The following is a 20,420-nucleotide window of genomic DNA, read 5'->3' as shown; positions in this document are numbered from 1 at the left end:
CCGGCCGATCCGGCAGCGGCTCCGGCCGACCCGGCAGCGGCTCCGGCTGATCCGGCAGCGGCTCCGGCTGATGGTGCTGCGCCGGCAGATGGTGCAGCGGCCCCGGCCGATGGCATGGCGCCGGCAGATGGCGGCATGACGACCGAAGAGAAGCCGGCCAGCAACTAGGGCCTGCGGTTAGGTAATGATTGAAGCGGCCCTTCGGGGCCGTTTTTTTTTTGCGATCGCGGTTGCGCCGCAAGCGATCGGTCAGCCATGCGCCAACCGGGGCCGGCCCGGTCATGCAGCACGCGGTTGCGCCGCAAGCGACCCGCTAGCCGTTTCCGCCGCGCACGAACCGCGATGCACTTTCGGCGGCGCGTTGCAGGGCGCGGCTCTTGTTCACGGTTTCCTGGAATTCGGCCTCGGGATCGCTGTCATAGACCACCCCGCCGCCCGCCTGAATGTAAAGCGAGCCGTCCTTGACCACCCCGGTCCGCAAGGCGATGCACATGTCCATCTCGCCATTGCCGGCGAAATAGCCGACCGCACCGGCATAGACGCCGCGCTTTTCGGGCTCCAGTTCGTCGATGATCTGCATCGCGCGGACCTTGGGCGCCCCCGAAACCGTGCCCGCCGGCAGACCCGCCAGCAACGCTGACAAGCCATCCTCGCCTTCGCGCAATTCTCCCACGACATTCGACACGATATGCATGACGTGGCTGTAGCGCTCGATGGTGAATTGCTCGGTGGGACGGACAGTGCCGGTTCTGGCGACACGACCGACATCGTTGCGGCCCAGATCCAGCAGCATCAGATGTTCGGCCAGCTCTTTCTGATCGCCCAGAAGTTCGGCCTCCAGCGCGCGGTCCTCGGCCTCGTTCGCCCCGCGCGGTCGGGTTCCGGCGATGGGTCGTATCGTCACCTCGCCGTCGCGCAGACGCACGAGGATTTCGGGACTGGCGCCCACGATCTGAAAACCGCCCATGTTCAGGAAGAACATGAAGGGCGAGGGATTGGTGCGGCGCAGCGACCGGTACAGCGCGAAGGGCGGCAGAGGGAACGCCATCCGCCAGCGTTGCGAGGGCACGACCTGAAAGATGTCGCCCGCGCGGATGTATTCCCTGGCCTTCTCGACCGCCGCCAGATAATCCGCTTTGGCAAAGTTCGACACCGGCTCGCCGATCTTGGTGTCGTGGCCCAGGGCGCGCGGCTCGGACGGTTGCCGGTCCAGCGAGCGCAGGGCATCCATCACCCGTTCGGCGGCGCGGGCATAGGCGGCGCGGGCATTGTCGCTGCCATCGTGCCAGGCAGGCGCGCACAGCGTCACCTCGCCCTTCACTCCGTCCAGGACCGCGACGACCGAGGGCCGCATCAGCATCGCGTCGGGCAGATCCAGAGGGTCGGGATTGACGTTCGGCAGATCCTCGACCAGCCGGATCATGTCGTATCCGAGATAGCCGAAAAGGCCCGCCGCGACCGGGGGCACATCCTCGGGCATCTCGGCGATCCGGCTTTCCGAGATCAGCGCCCGCAGACTGTCCAGCGCGGGCCGGTCGTCGCGCTGATATTCGTCGGAAAAGCGCGCCTGGCGGTTGATCCGCGCCTGGCCGTCGCGGCAATCCCAGATCAGGTCGGGCTTCATGCCGACGATGGAATACCGTCCGCGGACCTCGCCCCCCGTCACCGATTCGAGCATGAAGGACATCGGCGCGGCCTCGGCCAGTTTCAGCATCAGGCTGACCGGCGTGTCCAGATCGGCGGCCAGCCGGATCGTCACCAATTGATTATGCCCGGATTTCCAGCCCGCCTCGAAGGCGGGAAATTCAGGCGAAAGCTCCATCACTGGACCTGTGCGTTGATGGCATTGATCGCCTGCTGGTTGATCTGAAGACCGCCCTGCCGTTGGGCCGCGCGGGAATAATAGTCGAAGATGTCGTCCTGCAGGGACTGCCCCATCCGCGATGCGATGGCATTCTTCACGCCACGCGCGTCCTCGCTGTCCAGATCGGCCTTCTGCACCGCGTCCAGACGGACCAGAAAAACACGCTCATCGGCATCGACGACCTCGATCTCGCCGGGTTCCTTCAGGGCAAAGGCCTGTGCAACCACCTGCCGGGGCAGGTTGTCGATCCAGCCGTCGCGCGTCAGACCGGTCTGCGAGGTCCATTCCAGCGGTGCCGGATCCTGCGTCGCCGGATCAGCCGCGGCATTGTCCCCGGCAGCATTCGGCGCCGGGCCCGAATTCTGCACCACTCCGCCCGCGCCCTGCAGCGGCTGCGGTTCCGCACCGGGTTCGGCCGCCGCGCTGGCCCTGAGCTTTTCCTCCTCGGCAAGGGCCAGAAGCTGACGCCTGGTTTCGGCAAGGCGCCAATCCTCGGCGACCGCGTCGCGCACCGCCTCGAAGGGCTTCAGCGTCGCGGGCACCACCTCGTCCAGACGCAGCGCGAAAATGCCGCCATCATCCAGCCGTTCGATTTCGGGAAAGTCGCTTTCGCTGACCGCCTCGGCGCGGTCGCGGAATGCCTGATAGCCGTCGATGCCGCCCGGGCCCGGCGTCTCGCCCGCCACCCAGTCGATCTGGCCCAGTTCCATCGGCGTCTGCTGGGCGACCTCTTCCAGCGTCGCGCCACCGGCCAGCATGTCCTCGTAATCGGCCGAATTATCGTCGATCATGCGTTGCGCGCGGTCGATGGCGGCCTCCTGGCGCAGATCGGGCTTGGCCTCATCGAAGGAAATGTTGATCGGGTCGAGGATCGCGTTCATCGAAAAGAGGGCCGGTCCCAGATCGGTCTGGACCGGACCGACCACGCCCGGTCCGTCAAGCGCGAAAACCGCGTCGCCGGCCGCGCCGAGCTGCTGTCTGGTCATCTCGCCCAGATCGATACTATCCATTGTCAGGCCGCGCTGTATCACGAAGGCTTCGAATGGCTGGGTGCCCGCGTCGATCTGATCCTTGGCGGCCTTTGCCTCGGCCTCGGACGGAAAGACCAGCCGGCTGACCAGTCGCCGCTCGGGTTGCTGGAATTCGTCGATGCGCTCGTCATAGACCGCGCGCAGGGCCGCTTCGTCCAGCTTGACCTGATCCGACATCATCTCGGGGGTCAACCAGACATAGGTGATCTTGCGCGCCTCGGGCGCGGTGAAGCGGTCGGCATTGGCCTGGTGCCAGGCCTTCAGCGTCTTTTCGTCGGGTTCCTCGATGGCGGCGGGAAGATCCTCGGCGGTCAACTCGGCCCAGGACAGATCGCGTGCTTCCAGAATCCAGGCGGCGGCGCGATCCACCATGGCCTGGGGCGCGACCACGCCGCCGGCCACGGCGCGCTGAATCATCAGCCTGGCCTCGTCCTTGCGGACCTCGTCCTCGAAGTCGCTTTCGGCCATGCTCTCGCGCCGCAACGCCTGGGAATAGGCGGTGCGATCGAATTTGCCGTTCGGACCCTTGAAGGCCTCCGCGCCGAGGATCGTCTGGCGAACTGCCTCGTCGCCGACGGAAACGCCCATGCGGCGGGCCTGTTCCTCCAGCGCGGCGGCGGTGAAAAGCTGCGCCTGAACCGATTGCTGAAGACCCAGGGATTGCGCCTGTGCCATGGTCAGCGGCTGGCCGGTCTGCTGCTGGATCGCGATCATCTGCCCGCGCAAAGCGCGCGCATATTCCTCGGCCGTGACCTTGGTCTCGCCGACCGAGCCGATCTCGGACGAACCGCCCGAGAAGCTGGTCACCCCGAAGCCGCCCAGGCCCAGCACCATGAGGCCCAGAAGCAACCAGACGATCGTGGATTTACCGTGTGTGCGCAGGTTCTTCATGGCCCGGCCTTCCGTCATGTCGTGTCGCTGCCGGTTCTAGGACGCGCGCGCCCCCGCCACAAGCCTGTCAGCCGCCGAAACCCGCCAGTCTTTCGGCAAGATGGGCGATTCCGTCCGCATCGACATTGGCGAAGGCCAGGCGGAAATGCCGCGCGCCCTCGGCATCGCCGCGGGGCACGAACATCGTGCCGGGAAGCGCCAGCACACCGGCCCCGCGCACCAGCCGGGGGGCCAGGTCGGCGGAACTCTCGGCGAAGGGATGTTCCACCCAGGCGAAATAGGCCCCGGCGCTTTTCAGCCGCCAGCCCGGCAGATCCGACATTGCCGCCACTGCCGCCGCGCGCCGCGCCAGGATCGCATCGCGTTCGCCGGCCAGCCAGTCGCGCAGGTTCTCGATCCCCCACAGGGCACCGATCTGGCCAAGCTGCGAGGTCGAGATGGCCACCGTATCGAGGAATTTCTCGACCTCGCGCAGCCGCGCCGTCGAGGCGATCATCGCGCCGACGCGGTGGCCGGTCAGCCGGTAGGCCTTGGAAAAACTGTAAAGCTGGATCAGCGTCTGGTCCCGCTCTGCGCGGCGCAGCAGGTCATGAGGGGCGCCAGTGCGGCTGTCGAAATCGCGATAGGTCTCGTCAAGCACCAGCGCCAGGCCGCGCCGCTGCGCCAGATCGAAGAAGGCCGCGACCAGATCCGCGGGATATTCCGCACCCGAAGGATTGTTCGGCGTGACCAGCACGATGGCTTTCGTGCGGGGACCGATCAGTTCTGCGGCCTCGGCCGGATCGGGCAACATGTCCTGGCGGCAGGGCAAGGGGCGCGTGATCACGCCCTGCATGTCCAGCCACATCTTGTGATTGAAATACCACGGCGCCGGCAGGATCACCTCGTCCCCCTGCCCGGCCAGCGTGGCCATTGCGGCGCAGAAGGCCTGATTGCAGCCCTGGGTGATCGCCACCTCATCCGGCGCGACCCGGCCGCCATAGGCGCGCGCGAATTCCGACGCCACGGCGGCGCGCAGATCGGCATTGCCCAGGACCGGGCCATAGAGATGCGCCTCGGGGCGGTTCAGCGCGGCCTCGGCGATGGCGCGGCAAAGTCCTTGCGGCGGCGGCTCTACCGGCGCGGCCTGGCTGACATTGATCAGCGGACGGTCTGGCGGGAAGTCCGCATCCTGCAACCAGCGCCGCGCCTCCATCACCGGCGGCGGAAAGGTGCCCGCAAGGGCGGGGTTCAGCGGCATCATGTCAGTCACGCTCCAGGCTGCGCAGATCGGAAAGGTCGGGCGGCAGCGACAGATCCAGCGACGGCTGCGGCATCGACGGCGCCACGGCATCCGATCCGCCTGACACGGCAGGATCGGCGGCATCGGACCGGGATCCGGCCGCCGCAGGATCGACGTTGGCGGGCTGCGGCACGGACTCGGCTGTCGCGGCAGGCGTGACAGCGGCTGCGTCCGGCGCGGTTTCATCGGCTGGCCGGGCGGGCGCAGTTCGCGCGGCATCCCCCTGCGAGGCGGTCGGGCGGGCCGGTGCTTCGTCCTGCGCGCCGGCCCCCGCCATCCTGGGCACCGCTGGCGCGGCGGGCGCCGAAATCGCATCGGGCCGCGTCAGGTCCGGCGCGTCGCCCGCGTCATCCTCGGGGCTGGCAAGAGCGGGGCCCCGGGCCGGTTCGGTCTGTGGCCGGCGGTTGTCGCCGGTCAGGGCGACGGGTGCGGGTTCGGCGGCGGGTGCGGCAACGGCCGGAGCCTCGGATTGCCGCATCCGCGACCCCGGCACGGCCAGCGGCGCGGGCATCTGCGGCGCAAGATCGCCGCCGCGCCCGAATTCCGAACCCACCGGCAGATCGACCGCCCCAGCCGAGGGCGCGCCTTCGGCCTGCGGCCGATCCGGCGCGGGCGTGGCTGACGCCCGTTCGGTCGGTCCGGCATCGTCCGGTGGCGTCGGCGTCCGGGCCTGCCCGGATCCGTCCGCCTCGGATGCGCGGGCCCCGGATTCGCGGGTCTCGGCTTCCCGAGAGACAGGTTCGGCAGAGACGGCATCGGCCGAGGCGGGCCCGTCGCCCGTCGCCTGCGCGGGTTTGGCGGCCCCGTCCTGCGGCACGGAGCCGGCGGTTTCGGGTGGGTTCGTCGCGGGTGGGGCCGTGCCCGGCAATGGCAGCGCCAACGACAGCGCGACCAGACCGGCGGCGCTGACGACGCCACCATGCAGCAAACCTGTCCAGAAACCGCGTGCCATGCGCCCCTTCACGTCCCGGCCGGGCTTGACCCCCCGGCGCGCTTTGGCCCATCTATAACGAACCCGCCCGCAAGGGGGAACCGCCCCCGAACCGCACCAGCCCGAGGCCGCCCGATGATCCTTCTGATCGACAATTACGACAGCTTCACCTGGAACCTCGTGCATTATCTGGGCGAGGCCGGGGCCGAGGTGGCCGTCCACCGCAACGACCGTATCGGCGTGGACGAGGCGCTGTCGATGGATCCTGACGGCATCGTGATCTCGCCCGGTCCCTGCGATCCGGCGCAGGCGGGGATTTGTCTCGACCTGATCCGCGCGGCAGCCGGGCGCCGGATTCCCCTGCTGGGCGTCTGTCTTGGCCATCAGGCCATCGGCGAGGCTTTCGGCGGCAGGATCGTGCGCGCCAATCGCATCCTGCATGGCAAGGTGGACGCCATCGACCATGACGGCAGCGGCGTCTTCGCCGGCCTGCCCTCGCCGCTGAAGGCCACACGCTATCATTCGCTGACCGTCCAGCCCGAAAGCCTGCCCGAATGCCTGCGCGTCACCGCGACCTCGGATGACGGTACGATCATGGGCCTGATCCACGCCGACCTGCCCATCGAGGGTGTCCAGTTCCACCCCGAATCGATCGCCTCGGAACATGGCCATGACATGATCCGCAACTTTCTGACCCGCTGCCGGACGAAAGCCGCCGCATGAGCACCGACATCCGTCCGCTGATCGGCATCGCCGCGACCCGGCCGCTGACCGGAACCGAGGCCGAGACGGCCTTTGCGGCGCTGTTCGACGGCGCCGCGACGCCGGCACAGATCGGCGGTCTGCTGATGGCGCTGCGCGTGCGCGGCGAGACCGTGGACGAAATCGCCGCCGCCGCCCGCGCCATGCGCAAGCGGATGAACCGGGTCCACGCGCCGGCCGGGGCGATGGATATCGTCGGCACCGGAGGCGACGGCAAGGGCACGTTGAACATCTCGACCGCGGCGGCCTTCGTGGTGGCCGGCGCGGGCGTGACGCTGGCCAAGCATGGCAACCGGAACCTGTCCTCGAAATCGGGCGCGGCGGACGCGCTGACGCAGATGGGGATCAACGTGATGGGCGGTCCCGCCGTGGCGCAACAGGCGCTGGATGTTGCGGGCATCTGCTTCATGATGGCGCCCATGCATCACCCGGCCATGCGCCACGTCGGTCCGCCGCGCACCGAACTGGGCACGCGAACGGTGTTCAACCTGCTTGGCCCGCTGACCAATCCCGCCTCGGTCCGCCGGCAGTTGACCGGCGCATTTTCAGCGCAATGGATCCGCCCCATGGCCGAAGTGCTGCGCGATCTGGGTTCGGATGCGGCCTGGCTGGTCCATGGCGGCGACGGCACGGATGAACTGAGCATCGCGGGCGAAAGCCATGTCGCCGCCCTGAAGGATGGCGGCATCACCGAATTCACCATCACGCCCGAAGATGCCGGCCTGCCACGCCACCCATTCGCGGCGATCATCGGCGGCGAGCCGCGCGACAACGCGAAGGCATTCATCGCCCTGCTGGACGGCGCCGAAAGCGCCTATCGCGACGCCGTTCTGCTGAACGCGGCGGCAGCACTGCTGGTGGCGGACAAGGTGGCCGACCTTCGCGAAGGGGCCGCGATGGCGGCCCGATCCATCGACAGCGGCGCGGCCCGAGCAAAGCTGAAACAGCTTGCCGCCGTCACCGGCCCGCCGCCCGAAACGTGATTCCGCCGGCGCCCTGGGTGCATCTGCCCTTCTTTCAGCAGACATGGCCCGGCATCCGCGACCGGCTGGATAGGGCGGATGGCTGGTTGCCCGGCCCCGACCGGCTTTTTGCGGCCCTCGATGCGATTTCGCCGCATCAGGTCCGGGTGGTCATCCTGGGGCAGGATCCCTACCCGACGCCGGGCCATGCCAACGGGCTTGCCTTTTCGGTCGCGCCCGGCATCGCCGTGCCGCGCAGCCTGAAAAACATCTTCGCCGAACTTCGCGACGATCTGGGCGCGGCCCCGGCCACGGGCGATCTGTCGGCCTGGGCCGAACAGGGGGTTCTGTTGCTGAACACCGCGCTGTCGGTGCTGCCCGGCCAGGCCGGCGCCCATGCCGGATGGGGTTGGCAGGCCCTGGCCCGCGACGCCATGGCCGAGGCGCAGAAACACGGCCCCCTCGCCTTCGTGCTCTGGGGCGCCCATGCACAGAGGGCTGCGTCCGGCCTGCCGCGCAAGCAGGATCTGGTCATCGCCACCGCGCATCCTTCACCGCTGTCGGCGCGGCGCGGCTTTTTCGGCAGCCGCCCCTTCGGCCATATCAATCGCTGGCTGGAGAGGCAGGGCCGGACCCCGATCGACTGGGCGAAGCCGCACGCTCTTCCCTCGTCGCCCCGGCAAGGCTAGAAGCAATCCATGGATATTCTCGACACGATCAAGGCCTACAAACTGGACGAGATCGCGGCCGCCAAGGCCGCCCGTCCGCTTGCCGAAATCGAAGACGCCGCCCGCGCCGCGCCGGCACCGCGCGGTTTCGCCGCCGCGCTGACCGCGAGGGCCGCGACCGGCCCCGCCCTGATTGCCGAAATCAAGAAGGCCAGTCCGTCCAAGGGCCTGATCCGCCCCGATTTCGACCCGCCCTCGCTGGCCCGCGCCTATGCCGCGGGGGGCGCCGCCTGCCTGTCGGTCCTGACCGACGCGCCCAGTTTCCAGGGCGCGCCCGATTATCTGGCAGACGCGCACGCGGCCTGCGACCTGCCGGTCTTGCGCAAGGATTTTCTCCACGACACCTATCAGGTCGCCGAGGCTCGTGCCTGGGGCGCCGATTGCATCCTGATCATCATGGCTTCGGTCGATGACGCGCTGGCCGCCGAGCTTGAGGATGCTGCCCGCCATTGGGGCATGGACGCGCTGATCGAGGTCCACGACGCGGCGGAGCTGGACCGCGCGCTGCGGCTGGCATCGCCGCTGATCGGGGTCAACAACCGCAATCTGCGGACCTTCGAGGTGACGCTGGACGTGACCCGCGATCTGGCCCCGCGCATCCCCGCGGGCCGCGATCTGGTTTGCGAAAGCGGCCTTTTCACCTCGTCCGATCTGGCACGGATGATGGCTGTCGGCGCATCGCGTTTCCTGATCGGTGAAAGCCTGATGCGGCAGGACGACGTGGCTGCGGCGACGCGGGCCATCCTCGACACCGCCAAGGCCGCCGCGCCATGAGCCTGACCCATTTCGACAAGGCCGGACAGGCGCATATGGTCGATGTCTCGGGCAAGCCGGACACAGCGCGCGAGGCAGTGGCCGAGGGTTGTGTGATCATGGCGCCCGAAACGCTGGCCCTGGCCCAGGACGGGACCAAGAAGGGCGATGTGATGGGCGTTGCGCGTCTGGCCGGAATCATGGCGGCCAAGCGCACAGCCGACCTGATCCCGTTGTGCCATCCCCTGCCCATCGCCAGGGTCGCACTTGATCTGACGCCGGATCCGGATCTTCCCGGCATCCGCGTCACGGCGACCGTCCGCACAACCGGCCGCACCGGCGTCGAGATGGAGGCCCTGACCGCCGTCACCGTCGCCTGCCTGACGATCTACGACATGCTGAAGGCGGCGCAGAAGGACATGCGGATCGACGCCATCCGCCTGCTGCGCAAGGAAGGCGGCAAGTCCGGTCTCTACGAGGCCCGCCCGTGATCCCCGTCGATGAGGCCCTGTCGCGCGTTCTCGCGCTGGCTCCGGCGCCGCGGCCGGATCTGGTTCCGCTGGAACGCGCCGCGGGCCGCGCGCTGCTGGAGCCGGCGCGCGCGCGTCTGACCCAACCGCCTTTCGATGCCGCCGCAATGGACGGCTATGCGCTGCGCTCGCGCGATCTGGACGGGCCGCTGCGCGTCGTCGGCACCTCTGCCGCGGGCCATCCATGGTCGGGCGAGGCCGTGCCCGGAACCGCCATCCGCATCTTTACCGGCGCACCCGTTCCGCCCGGCTATGATCGCGTCGTGATGCAGGAAAACACCGTCCGCGAGGGCGACAGCCTCAGCGTTGCCACACGCAGCGATGCCACCCATATCCGCCTGCGCGGCGGCGATTTCGCAGAAGGTGATGTGCTGCCATCCGGGCGAAAGCTGACGGCGGCCGATATCGGCTTGCTGGCAGCGATGAATGTTCCGCAGGTGGTCGTCGCAGACCAGCCCCGCGTCGCGATTCTCGCGGGCGGCGACGAACTGGTCCGGCCGGGTCAGATGCCGCAGCCCGGCCAGATCGTCAGTTCCAACGATCTCGCCATCGCCGCGCTGGCCGCCGAGGCAGGCGCCGTGCCGCGGATCCTGCCCATCGCGCGAGACAGCGAGGCCAGCCTGCGCGACAGCCTGGCCTCGGCCGCGGATGCCGATCTGATCGTCACCATCGGCGGCGCCTCGGTCGGAGATCATGATCTGGTCGGCAAGGTCGCGGCCGACCTGGGCATGGACCGCGCCTTCTACAAGATCGCGATGCGGCCCGGAAAACCGCTGATGGCCGGAACAATCAGCCGGTCCGCCATGCTTGGACTACCAGGAAATCCTGTTTCTGCAATTGTTTGCGGAATTTTGTTCATGCAACCTCTGATCCTTCGGATGCAGGGGCTGGATGCGGGACACCGCATCGGACGCGCCCGTCTTGCCCGCGATCTGGCCCCCGAGGGCGATCGCCAGCATTACCTGCGGGCCGGCCTTGAAGACGGGCCTGACCTGCCGCTGATCAATCCGTTCCGCGACCAGGATTCCGCCCGCCTGTCGCTGATGGCGCAGGCTGACGCCCTGCTGGTCAGGCCCGCCGGCGACCCCGCCCGCAGGGCCGGCGACGTGGTCTGCTTTCTGCCGCTTCGCCGCTGAGCCTTAACCGATTTTTCATCACGATGCGCGCAGATTGTTGACGCGATTCGGCCGATCGGCTAGAACATTCGCGGAACACTTCGGGGCAAGGACGGGCCGATGCTGACCAGGAAACAAATCCAGCTGCTGGAATTCATTCAGAAGCGCATGGCGCGCGACGGTGTCCCGCCCTCTTTCGACGAGATGAAGGATGCGCTGGATCTGCGCTCAAAATCCGGCATCCACCGGCTGGTGACGGCGCTTGAGGAACGTGGCTTCATCCGGCGTCTTCCCCATCGTGCCCGCGCGCTGGAAATCCTGCGCCTGCCGGATGCGCTGGCGGGGACGGACGGGGACACCCCGAAAGCTGCGGCCGGATTCTCGCCCCGCGTCATCTCGAATGATCGTCCGGGCCGTCCGCGCGGCGCGATGGACATCGTGGACAGCGCGGCCGTCGCATTGCCGCTGATGGGCCGGATCGCGGCGGGCGTCCCGATCGAGGCGATTTCCGAAATTTCGCACCATGTCTCGGTGCCCGGCACGATGCTGACGGGTCGCGACCATCATTACGCACTGGAGGTCAAGGGCGATTCGATGATCGAGGCGGGGATCAACGACGGCGACGTCGTGGTGATTCGCGAACAGGACAGCGCAGAGAACGGTGACATCATCGTCGCCCTGGTCGAAGGCCATGAGGCGACGCTGAAACGCTATCGCCGGCGCGGCGCGATGATCGCGCTGGAGGCGGCAAACCCTGCCTACGAAACCCGCATCCTGCCCGAGGAAAGTGTCCGCGTGCAGGGCCGCCTCGTCGGCCTGATCCGCAGCTATTGAGGGATCGCGGCGCGGCACCCTTGGCTGATCGCCCGCGAAGGGCCGCATTGCGACCGCTCTCATCGGTCTGGCCTGTCACAAGCTGACTGCCGGGTGGGTTCGTGTCCTCAGGCTGGCTGTCCCGGCCTTGCGGCATGGCCTCTGCCGCTCACAGATGTTCCAGAAAGCCCCGGCCGGCACGCGACAGCAATTCCTCGGCCAGGTCGGCCCCCATCGCCGGGCCGTCGGGAATTTCGCCTTTACGGCTGCCGCTGAACGCCTCGGCGCCGTCCGGGCGCAGGATTTCTCCGCGCAGGGTCAGTCGCGATCCGCTCAGCTCGGCCAGACCTGCGATCGGCGTCTGGCAGGATCCGTCCAGGCGCGCGAGGAAGGCGCGTTCGGCAGCGATGCGCTGACCGGTTTCGACATCATGGATGGCACGCAGGAGTGTCGCGGTCGCGTCATCGCCGGCCCGGCGCTCGACGCCGATGGCGCCCTGCGCCACCGCGGGAAGCATTTCGGCCGGATCGATCGGCCCGCGCGCCACATGCAGCATGTCCAGCCGTCGCAAGCCGGCCATGGCGAGAAAGGTCGCAACCGCCACGCCCTCTTCCAGCTTCCGCAGCCGGGTCTGGACGTTGCCGCGAAACTCGACCAGATGCAGATCGGGTCGCCGATGCGCCAACTGCGCCCGCCGGCGCAGGCTGGAAGAACCGACCACCGCGCCCTGCGGCAGATCCTGGATCGAGGCAACGTGCGGGGACACGAAGGCGTCGCGGACATCCTCGCGTGGCAGCAGGCAATCGATCAGCATTCCCTCGGGCTGAAGCGTCGGCATGTCCTTCATCGAATGGACCGCGATGTCGATCCGGCCCGCAGACAGCGCCTCTTCGATCTCACGCGTGAACAGGCCCTTGCCGCCGATTTCTTTCAGCGGGCGGTCGGTGATCCGGTCGCCGGTGGTCCTGATCACGACGATCTCGAACGCCTCGGCCGGCAGATCGTGGACGGCCATCAGGCGGGCGCGCGTCTCATGCGCCTGCGCCAGCGCCAGGACCGAGCCGCGGGTGCCGATCTTCAGGGGCTGCGAGGGGTCGGGCATCTGTGTCATGCGCCCGCCATAGCGGTCGGACGCGCGCTTGACAACGCCCGCACCCTCGCCTTGAAGGGCCGCAAAGGAGGTCCCATGACCAAGTTGCTGCTGCGCGCGCTGGCCGGTGAGGCGCTGCCCGTCCCGCCGATCTGGATGATGCGTCAGGCCGGGCGCTATCTGCCGGAATATCGCGCGACGCGCGCCCGAGCGGGCGATTTCCTGTCGCTGTGCTACAATCCCGAGCTGGCGGCCGAGGTGACGCTGCAACCGATCCGGCGGTTCGGCTTCGACGCCGCGATCCTCTTCGCCGATATTCTGCTGGTGCCGCAGGCGCTTGGCGCGGATCTGTGGTTTGTCGCCGGCGAGGGGCCGCGCCTCTCGACGATCACCAGCGCGGCGGGCGCGGCAGACCTTCGGCCGGCCGATGCGATCCATGACAGGCTGCATCCCGTCTATGAGACGGTGAAGATCCTGTCGCGCAATCTGCCTGCGCAGACCGCCCTGATCGGTTTTGCCGGCGCGCCCTGGACCGTCGCCACCTACATGATCGCCGGCCGCGGCACGCCCGATCAGGGCCCCGCGCATGATTTCAAGGCGGCGGACCGTGCGGCATTTTCGGCGCTGATCGACCGGATCACCGAGGCGACGATCCTGTATCTGTCGGCGCAGATCGAAGCGGGCGCCGAGGCGGTCAAGCTGTTCGACAGCTGGGCAGGCAGCCTGGCAGGCCCCGATTTCGACGATTTCGCGATCGCCCCCGCCCGTCGCATCATTGCCGCGCTGAAACAGCGCCACCCCGGCATCCCGGTCATCGCCTTTCCGCGCGGGGCGGCACAACGCTATGTCGGCTTTGCCCGTGCCACGGGCGCTGATTGCGTCGCGCTGGACACTTCGGTCAGTCCGGAATGGGCGGTCCGGAACGTGCAGATCGACGGCTGTGTCCAGGGCAATCTGGACCCGCGACACATGGTCACGGGCGGCAGGGATCTGATCGCCGAGGCGCAACGGATCACCCGCGCCTTTCGGGGCGGCCCGCATGTCTTCAATCTGGGTCATGGGATCACGCCCGAGGCCGACCCGGACAACGTCGCGGCCATGATCGAGGCGGTCCGAAGCGCATGATCTGGGTCGCGGCCACGTTGATCGCCGCGGTCGCGCAAACCGGACGGAATGCGGCGCAGGCCGGACTGACCGCCCGCGTCGGAACGACCGGCGCGACGGCAGTGCGTTTCGTTTTTGGCCTGCCCTTCGCGGCGGTGATGCTGCTGGCGCTGTGGCCGTTCATGGAATTGCCGATCATCGGCCCCGGCACGCTGGCCTTTGCCGGACTTGGTGCCGCGGCGCAGATTGCTGCGACGGCCTTCATGCTGCTGACCATGCGCGGCCAGAGCTTTGGCGTCGCCACCGCGCTGATGAAGACCGAACCGGTGACGCTGGCACTGATCGGCGCTCTGGTTCTGGCCGAGCCGCTGGGACCGGCACGGATGGGCGCGATCGGGGTGGCGACCCTGGGCGTCGTGCTGGCATCCGGGGCCAGCTGGTCGCAAGCGGGCCTGCGGCCGATCCTGAACGGCATTGCTGCGGGGGCATTGTTCGGGATCTCGGCCATCGGGTTTCGCGGCGCCTTGCTTGCGCTGCCCGAGGGCGGCTATTTTGCCCGGGCGCTGACGGTGCTGGTCCTGACGCTGGCCATGCAATCGGTGGCGATGCTGGCGTGGTTGTCGGCCTTCGATCGCGCGGCGCTGCGCGGCATCACCGTCGAATGGCGGGTGTCACTGGCGGCCGGCGCGCTTGGCGCAATGGCGTCGCTGTTCTGGTTCGTGGGTTTCGCACTGACCCCCGCCGCCAATGTCCGCACCCTGGCACTGGTCGAGGTGGTGTTCGCGCAGATCGTTTCGGGCCGGCTGTTCCGCGAGGCCACGCAACGGCTGCAACTGGCCGGAATGGCGCTGATCGTGATCGGGGTCGGCTGGCTGCTGGCGGTGGCCATCGGCTGAGGGCGTCTTTCGCGTCCCGCGACGGCCGGGGGGTTTGCATCCCCCGGTCCCCCTGCCGCAACCATCCCTTCCCGCTGCTGTCGCCGGATGGGCGGATCGGCAAGGATCACGCGATCCTCAGACCCATTTCGCCAGCGGCGGCAGGCTCATCAGCACGGCATCGGCATTATGGCCGGTCTCCAGCCCGAACTTCGTGCCGCGATCATAGACCAGATTGTATTCGGCATAGAGGCCGCGATGTATCAGCTGCGCCTCGCGGTCGGCGTCGTCCCAGCCCTGCGCCATGCGTGCCTCGGCCAGCGGCAGGAAGGCGGGCAGGAAAGCCGCGCCAACATCGCGGGTAAAGGCGAAATCGGCCTGCCAGTCGCCAGTGCACAGATCGTCGTAGAAGATGCCGCCGACCCCGCGCGCGCGGCCGCGATGGGGGATGAAGAAATATTCGTCCGCCCAGGCCTTGAAGCGGTCGTAATAATCGGCCCCGTGCGGCGCGCAGGCCGCACGCAGGGTGGCATGGAAATGCGCAGTATCATGGGGATATTCGATGCAGGGGTTCAGATCCGATCCGCCGCCGAACCACCAGGCGCCGGGCGTCCAGAACATGCGCGTGTTCATATGGACCGCCGGCGCATGAGGGTTCTGCATATGCGCGACAAGGCTGATCCCCGAGGCCCAGAACCGCGGGTCGCGGTCCATGCCGGGCACACCGCGTGCAGCCATGGCCGCCTGGGCCGCGGGGGCCAGCGTGCCATGAACCTCGGACCAGTTCACGCCGACCTTCTCGAAGACCCGGCCACCGCGCATGACCGACATCAGCCCGCCGCCGCCATCCTCGCCGCGTTGCGTGGGAGTGACGACGAATCGTCCCTCGGGTCCGTCGCCGGGGCCGCGATCCTCCAGCGATTCGAAGGCGGTCGTGATCCGGTCGCGCAATTCCCTGAACCAGCCGGCAGCCTGGCGGCGTTGGTCGTCCATGACGCTCTCCATTCTTGATTTGCCAAGCGACCGAACGCCCGGCTAGCATCGCCTCGCCGATGTAAAGAGACCGATCATGCGCCGCAACACCGCCTTCGCCCTTTCCGTTCCGCTGCTGCTGGCGGCCTGCGCGACCCCGCTACAGCAGTGCATCGGCCGCAACACCGATGAATATCGCACGGTCAGCCGCCTGCTGGCCGTGGTCGAGGGCAATCTGGCGCGTGGCTATGCCTGGGAAGAGCGCGAGGTGGTGCGCGACCGCCTGACCCAGTGCCGCGATCTGTATCGCGACAAGGAGGGGAACGTTCAGGTCAGCTATCGTCCCTGCTGGCAGGACTACGTCGATACCCAGCGTTACCGCGTGCCCATCGACCCGGCGGCCGAAACCCGCAAGCGCGACAACCTGGCGGCGCGCAAGACGGCGCTGGCCACCCAGGCGGCGGCCGCGGTTCGGGCCTGCAAGGCCGCCTATCCCGAAAAGCAGGGCTGAGATTACAGAACCTGCGCCGTGACCGGATCGGCAAGGCTGCGGCCGCCATCCACGGTCACGATCTGGCCGGTCACGAAGCGCGCGCCCTCGCTGACAAGATATTGCACCGTCTCGGCCACTTCGTCGGCGCCGCCGATCCGGCCCAGAGGCGTGCCCGAAATGATCTGGGCGCGCAGATCCATGTCATCGCGCAAGGCGCATTTCAGTTCGTGCGACATGATGCTGCTGAAGGACACGCCGTTCACCCTGATCCGATAGGGCGCCAGCGCCAGCGCCAGCCCGCGCGTCGATTGTTCCTGGGCCGCGCAGGCGATGGAATAGCCCAGCATCGACGGCACCGGCCGGCAGGCCGCCAGCGTCGAGATGTTCACGATGGCGCCCGCCTGCGCCAGATCGCGCTGGTCCTCGGCCTGCTTGATCATCCGCTTGGCAACCATCTGCGACAGCCGCAGGCCCGCGATCATGTTCTGACGCAGCATTTCCTCGAGCACGCCCGGATCGGTGTCCAGCGGATCCGAGCTTTTGACGAAGCGATGGGCGTTCACCAGAATGTCGATGCGTTCGAACGCATCCAGCGTGGCCGAAAGCAGGTTGGCCATGGCCAGCTTTTCGGTCATGTGGCCGACGAACTGGCGCACCGGGCCGGTCTCGGTATCATAATCCGAGACCTGGGATTCCAGCGCCTCTTCGTCGCTGTCGGCAAACATGACGTTCGCCCCCCGCTCGACCAGATGCTGGGCAATGGCAAGGCCGATCCCGCGCGCGGCGCCGGTGACTATGGCGGTCTTTCCCTGAACGGACATGCTCATCCGCGTTTTCCTTGCATCCTGCGGGTGCCGCGGCGGGCGCCGCTGGCCTCGATGATCTTGAAGCGCGCATCGCCTCCGGTTTCGGTGACTTGCGCAAAATGCCGCGCCAGGGCGGCCTCGTAGGGCAGATGGCGGTTGGCGACCATCCACAGCCGGCCCGCCCCGGTCAGAAGCCGCGCGGCCGAGGCGATGAAGGCCGCACCCAGCCGGGGATCGGCATCGCGCCCGTCATGGAAGGGCGGGTTCATGATCACGCCGTTCACCGGATCGGCCAGGGCCACGTCACGCGCATCGGCCCAGTGAAAACGGGCGCGCGGATCGGCGATGTTGTCGCGCGCCGATTGCAGTGCGGCATTGTCGGCCTCGACCAGATGGATCACCTCGACCCCCGGCCGCGACAGCGCCTGCGCCGCCAGCCAGCCCCAGCCGGCGCCCAGGTCGACCATCCTCGACGGCAGCCGCTCCGGCAGGTGCCGCGCCAGCAAGGCCGATCCCGGATCGATCCCATCGGCGGAAAAGACGCCGGGCCGGGTGACAAATCCGGGCGCGACGTGGTTCGGGCGGGCTGCCCAGCCGGCGGGCAGCCAGTCGCCCGCCGGCAGCGTCAGGCGAAAGATCTTGCCATGCGCCTTGCTGTGGACCTCGTCGATCCCGGCCAGGTCGCGCAACTCTTTCAGGATCGAATCGACACCATCGGTCTTTTGCCCGTCGATCCAGAGCGGAGCGCCGGCGGAAAGGCACGCTGCGGCCTCGGCGATCCGGGCGCGGGCCTCGGGCTTGGCGCGCGGCAGGAACACCAGCGCGGCCTCGAAACGCCCCTCGGCCTGGGTTGTGACATCAAAGCCGCGTGCGGCAAGCGCATGATGGTCGGGGAAATGTCGCTGCTGGATCACCATGCGATCGGGACCCAGCGGGGCAAGATCGTCCGCTGCACGCGCACCGATCACAAGGAAACGTCCCTCGGGCACCGAGTCCGCGAGGGCCAGCGAAAGTCGGGTGCCGGTCACGGGTTACTCTTTTTCCATGGTGCATTGCAGCGGATGCTGCTGACGCCGGGCCAGTTCCATGACCTGCGCCACCTTGGTCTCGGCCACTTCATGCGAAAAGACCCCGACCACCGCGACCCCCTTGCGGTGGACGGTCAGCATGATCTCGATCGCCTGGGCATGGGTCATGTTGAAAAGCCGTTCCAGGACATGCACGACGAATTCCATCGGCGTGAAATCGTCGTTCAGCATCAAGACCTTGTACATCGGCGGTCGCTGCGGTCGGGTATGCGGCTTAACGGCCAGATCCTGTTGGTCGTCGGGCTTGTCGCTGTCGCTCATCCATTGCGTCATGAGTGTCCGTGAGGCCTTCCGGTCCTGTGTTCCGGGCCCGCATCGCGGCCGACCCTTCGTCCATGGGCGAATATAAGCGTTTTGGCGGGCGATGAAAGCCCCGGATCCCATACGCGGGCAAGGTGGAAAATAGTGCAAATCCAAGGTTACATGCACAGAAATCTCATGCTATTGTGATTTTATTAAGAACGGGTATGCGACAAAAGACATGCCCGCACGAGGCAGAGAGACAGTGACATTGACCCATTCTCTACGCTTGGCCCGGCCATGGGCTTTCCTTCTGTTGGCCATGCTGGCACCGGCAAGTCTGTCGGCCGCACCCTTCGCAGCCTATGTGATGGACGCCCGGAACGGTCAGCCGATCTATTCACAGAACGCCAACACACCGCTGCATCCTGCATCCCTGACCAAGATGATGACGCTTTACATGGCGTTCACCGCGATCGAGCGCGGGCAGGTGCGGCTGGATTCACTGTTCACGGTATCGTCGAACGCCGCGGCCGAACCGCCCTCGAAACTTGGTCTGCGGGCGGGGCAGAAGATAGAACTGCGCTATCTGATCCGGGCGGCGGCGATCAAGTCGGCCAACGACGCCGCCACCACCATCGGTGAAGGCCTGGCAGGGTCCGAGGCGGCCTTTGCCCAGCAGATGACCCAGATGGCACGCGCCCTGGGGATGCGGAACACGCAATTCAGGAACGCGAACGGTCTGACGACCCAGGGGCATTATTCCACCGCCCAGGACATGTCGATCCTTGGCCGCCGCCTGTTCTATGATTTCCCTCAATATTACAACCTGTTCTCGCGCCGTTCGGCGGATGCGGGAATCGCCAAGGTGTCTTCGACCAACAAGCGGTTCCTGGATGCCTACAAGGGCGCCGACGGCATCAAGACCGGATATACCCGCGCGGCAGGGTTCAACCTGACCGCTTCGGCGCAGCGCGGCAACAAGCGGCTGATCGCGACCGTGTTCGGTGGCACATCGACCGCGCAGCGCAATCAGTTGATGGCGCAATTGCTGGACGCGGGATTCTCGCGCGTTCGCGACCGGGTCAGCGAGGTCCGGCCTCAGCCGCCACGTTACCTGGCCAAGAAGGTCGTGCGCAGGGCCCAGGTCCAGCCCAGCACGGCGGCGACCCGGCCGCAGCCGCAGCGCCTGGTTCTGTCGGCCTCCGAAAAGCCTGCGCGCCGCTCGGCGGTTCCGGTCAGCGACCCGGTGCAGATCGCGGAGGCGGTCCGTCAGGCCGCTGCCGCCCAGCCGGCTGCCGATGGCAACGAACTGCTACTGGCCTCCAGCATCCGTCCCAACCGCCGTCCGGTCGCCGAGGGCGACGCAGTGGAAGAGGCCATTGCCAGCGCTGTCGCCTCGACCGAGGCCGCACCGCGGCAATCGGCAAGTCTTGCTGCCGGCCTGCTGTCGGAATCGTCCCGCCCGGCCCCGGCACCCCGGTCGCGCGGCACGCAAACCGCCTCGCTGGTCGCCTCGGCGGAAAAGGGTCAGGACCCGGAGGCCATCGCCCGGGCCGTCGCCGCCGCGGTTCCGAAACAGGGTGATGCGATGTCGCTTATGGCCTCTGAAGCGCCGAAGCCGCGTTCGGATTCGGTGATCCTTGCCGCGATGGGCGAAGGCGACCGGTCCGAGCCGGAACCGCTGGAGATCGTCTCGCGCGCCTCTGACGGCAGCCGGAATTGGGGGGTGTCGCTGGGTCTGTACCGCTCCAGGGCCGAAGCCGACCAGTTGCTGATCCGCAGCGCCTTGCAGGACGGCGCGGTGCTTGGGAATGCGCAGCGCAATATCGCCAATACGATTCGCGGTTTCGAACCCAAGTTCGTCAATCTTGACAAGGCCGGCGCACAACTGGTCTGCGAAAGATTCCGGACCCGCTCGCAGGATTGCAAGGTGATCGGACCCTGAGCGCGCTGTGATGCGCCAAAACCGAACCGGGCGGGGCCTTCCCGCCCGTTTTTGCTGCGCGCTTTTCCAGCCTCGCTTTTTGTGGTCCGGTGACTTCGGATCTGGTGTCGTGTTCCGCGCCAGCCGGCCCAAGGCGCGAGGA

The 20,420-nt window shown here is 67.6% G+C and carries 20 protein-coding genes; 11 read left to right on the top strand and 9 right to left on the bottom strand.

Translation table 11 applies throughout. The annotated features are described in order from the left end of the window. Positions 1–313: 313 nt before the first annotated feature. The 4 genes from trpE to B4A72_RS11080 all read right to left on the bottom strand — a co-directional run bounded on the left by trpE (position 314) and on the right by B4A72_RS11080 (position 6,020). Complete coding sequence (trpE, locus tag B4A72_RS11095) at positions 314–1,822, bottom strand: anthranilate synthase component I (RefSeq protein WP_292958300.1); 1,509 nt, start codon at positions 1,820–1,822, stop codon at positions 314–316. Then, on the bottom strand, positions 1,822–3,786 hold the full coding sequence (locus B4A72_RS11090; protein WP_292958302.1) for a SurA N-terminal domain-containing protein: 1,965 nt from the start codon (positions 3,784–3,786) through the stop codon (positions 1,822–1,824). Before B4A72_RS11090 ends, trpE begins: the two co-directional genes overlap by 1 nt. A 67-nt stretch (positions 3,787–3,853) precedes the next feature. Beyond that, complete coding sequence (locus tag B4A72_RS11085; RefSeq protein WP_292958304.1) at positions 3,854–5,029, bottom strand: aminotransferase; 1,176 nt, start codon at positions 5,027–5,029, stop codon at positions 3,854–3,856. A gap of 1 nt (position 5,030) precedes the next feature. Further along, positions 5,031–6,020 carry a hypothetical protein gene (locus tag B4A72_RS11080; RefSeq protein WP_292958306.1) on the bottom strand — a complete coding sequence of 330 codons (990 nt, stop codon included), beginning with the start codon at positions 6,018–6,020 and terminating at the stop codon, positions 5,031–5,033. A 114-nt stretch (positions 6,021–6,134) separates the two neighbouring features. On the opposite strand from B4A72_RS11080, the gene B4A72_RS11075 reads away from it, so the two are divergent. From B4A72_RS11075 to lexA, 7 genes are all read left to right on the top strand, one after another. Next, entirely contained in the window at positions 6,135–6,722 is a 588-nt protein-coding gene (locus B4A72_RS11075) for an anthranilate synthase component II (RefSeq protein ID WP_292958308.1), read from the top strand. Continuing rightward, entirely contained in the window at positions 6,719–7,744 is a 1,026-nt protein-coding gene (gene trpD / locus B4A72_RS11070; RefSeq protein WP_292978589.1) for an anthranilate phosphoribosyltransferase, read from the top strand. The genes B4A72_RS11075 and trpD overlap by 4 nt, the downstream gene beginning before the upstream one ends. Continuing rightward, positions 7,741–8,412 carry a uracil-DNA glycosylase gene (locus B4A72_RS11065; protein ID WP_292978587.1) on the top strand — a complete coding sequence of 224 codons (672 nt, stop codon included), beginning with the start codon at positions 7,741–7,743 and terminating at the stop codon, positions 8,410–8,412. Before trpD ends, B4A72_RS11065 begins: the two co-directional genes overlap by 4 nt. Before the next feature lie 9 nt (positions 8,413–8,421). Next, on the top strand, positions 8,422–9,225 hold the full coding sequence (gene trpC, locus B4A72_RS11060) for an indole-3-glycerol phosphate synthase TrpC (protein WP_292958314.1): 804 nt from the start codon (positions 8,422–8,424) through the stop codon (positions 9,223–9,225). After that, positions 9,222–9,695, top strand: a complete 474-nt coding sequence (gene moaC / locus B4A72_RS11055) for a cyclic pyranopterin monophosphate synthase MoaC (protein ID WP_292958316.1) — start codon at positions 9,222–9,224, stop codon at positions 9,693–9,695. The genes trpC and moaC overlap by 4 nt, the downstream gene beginning before the upstream one ends. Continuing rightward, positions 9,692–10,870 (top strand): gephyrin-like molybdotransferase Glp, encoded by a 1,179-nt coding sequence (gene glp / locus B4A72_RS11050; protein WP_292958318.1) that lies wholly within the window; start codon positions 9,692–9,694, stop codon positions 10,868–10,870. Before moaC ends, glp begins: the two co-directional genes overlap by 4 nt. A 99-nt stretch (positions 10,871–10,969) precedes the next feature. Then, the gene (gene lexA / locus B4A72_RS11045) at positions 10,970–11,683 is read left to right on the top strand and encodes a transcriptional repressor LexA (protein ID WP_292958320.1); all 714 of its coding nucleotides are present in this window, start codon (positions 10,970–10,972) and stop codon (positions 11,681–11,683) included. A 148-nt stretch (positions 11,684–11,831) separates the two neighbouring features. Here the strand turns inward: lexA and hemC are convergent, their stop codons facing one another. Continuing rightward, on the bottom strand, positions 11,832–12,773 hold the full coding sequence (gene hemC / locus B4A72_RS11040; RefSeq protein WP_292958322.1) for a hydroxymethylbilane synthase: 942 nt from the start codon (positions 12,771–12,773) through the stop codon (positions 11,832–11,834). Positions 12,774–12,848: 75 nt separating this feature from the next. On the opposite strand from hemC, the gene hemE reads away from it, so the two are divergent. Then, positions 12,849–13,877: a uroporphyrinogen decarboxylase gene (gene hemE, locus B4A72_RS11035; RefSeq protein WP_292978585.1), complete on the top strand. Its 1,029-nt coding sequence runs from the start codon at positions 12,849–12,851 to the stop codon at positions 13,875–13,877. Further along, the gene (locus B4A72_RS11030) at positions 13,874–14,752 is read left to right on the top strand and encodes a DMT family transporter (protein WP_292955731.1); all 879 of its coding nucleotides are present in this window, start codon (positions 13,874–13,876) and stop codon (positions 14,750–14,752) included. The genes hemE and B4A72_RS11030 overlap by 4 nt, the downstream gene beginning before the upstream one ends. A 117-nt stretch (positions 14,753–14,869) precedes the next feature. On the opposite strand, the gene hemF is transcribed toward B4A72_RS11030, so the two are convergent. Further along, on the bottom strand, positions 14,870–15,736 hold the full coding sequence (gene hemF, locus B4A72_RS11025) for an oxygen-dependent coproporphyrinogen oxidase (RefSeq protein WP_292955734.1): 867 nt from the start codon (positions 15,734–15,736) through the stop codon (positions 14,870–14,872). Between the two features lie 64 nt (positions 15,737–15,800). Between hemF and B4A72_RS11020 the strand changes: the two genes are divergently transcribed. Further along, entirely contained in the window at positions 15,801–16,214 is a 414-nt protein-coding gene (locus B4A72_RS11020) for a hypothetical protein (protein ID WP_292955737.1), read from the top strand. A gap of 2 nt (positions 16,215–16,216) precedes the next feature. Here B4A72_RS11020 and B4A72_RS11015 read toward each other — a convergent pair whose 3' ends face one another. Genes B4A72_RS11015 through clpS form a run of 3 tightly spaced genes read right to left on the bottom strand, consistent with a single transcriptional unit; the run spans position 16,217 to position 18,351 of the window. Next, the gene (locus B4A72_RS11015; protein ID WP_292955740.1) at positions 16,217–17,023 is read right to left on the bottom strand and encodes an SDR family NAD(P)-dependent oxidoreductase; all 807 of its coding nucleotides are present in this window, start codon (positions 17,021–17,023) and stop codon (positions 16,217–16,219) included. Further along, positions 17,020–18,030 (bottom strand): class I SAM-dependent methyltransferase, encoded by a 1,011-nt coding sequence (locus B4A72_RS11010; RefSeq protein ID WP_292955743.1) that lies wholly within the window; start codon positions 18,028–18,030, stop codon positions 17,020–17,022. Before B4A72_RS11010 ends, B4A72_RS11015 begins: the two co-directional genes overlap by 4 nt. A gap of 3 nt (positions 18,031–18,033) precedes the next feature. Then, the gene (gene clpS / locus B4A72_RS11005) at positions 18,034–18,351 is read right to left on the bottom strand and encodes an ATP-dependent Clp protease adapter ClpS (RefSeq protein ID WP_292955746.1); all 318 of its coding nucleotides are present in this window, start codon (positions 18,349–18,351) and stop codon (positions 18,034–18,036) included. A 301-nt stretch (positions 18,352–18,652) separates the two neighbouring features. Between clpS and B4A72_RS11000 the strand changes: the two genes are divergently transcribed. Beyond that, positions 18,653–20,278, top strand: a complete 1,626-nt coding sequence (locus B4A72_RS11000) for a D-alanyl-D-alanine carboxypeptidase family protein (RefSeq protein WP_292955749.1) — start codon at positions 18,653–18,655, stop codon at positions 20,276–20,278. Positions 20,279–20,420: the final 142 nt, after the last annotated feature.

This window comes from Paracoccus sp. UBA5162 (assembly GCF_002413585.1).
Taxonomy (GTDB): Bacteria; Pseudomonadota; Alphaproteobacteria; order Rhodobacterales; family Rhodobacteraceae; genus Paracoccus.
This window is presented reverse-complemented; position numbering and strand designations above follow the sequence as displayed.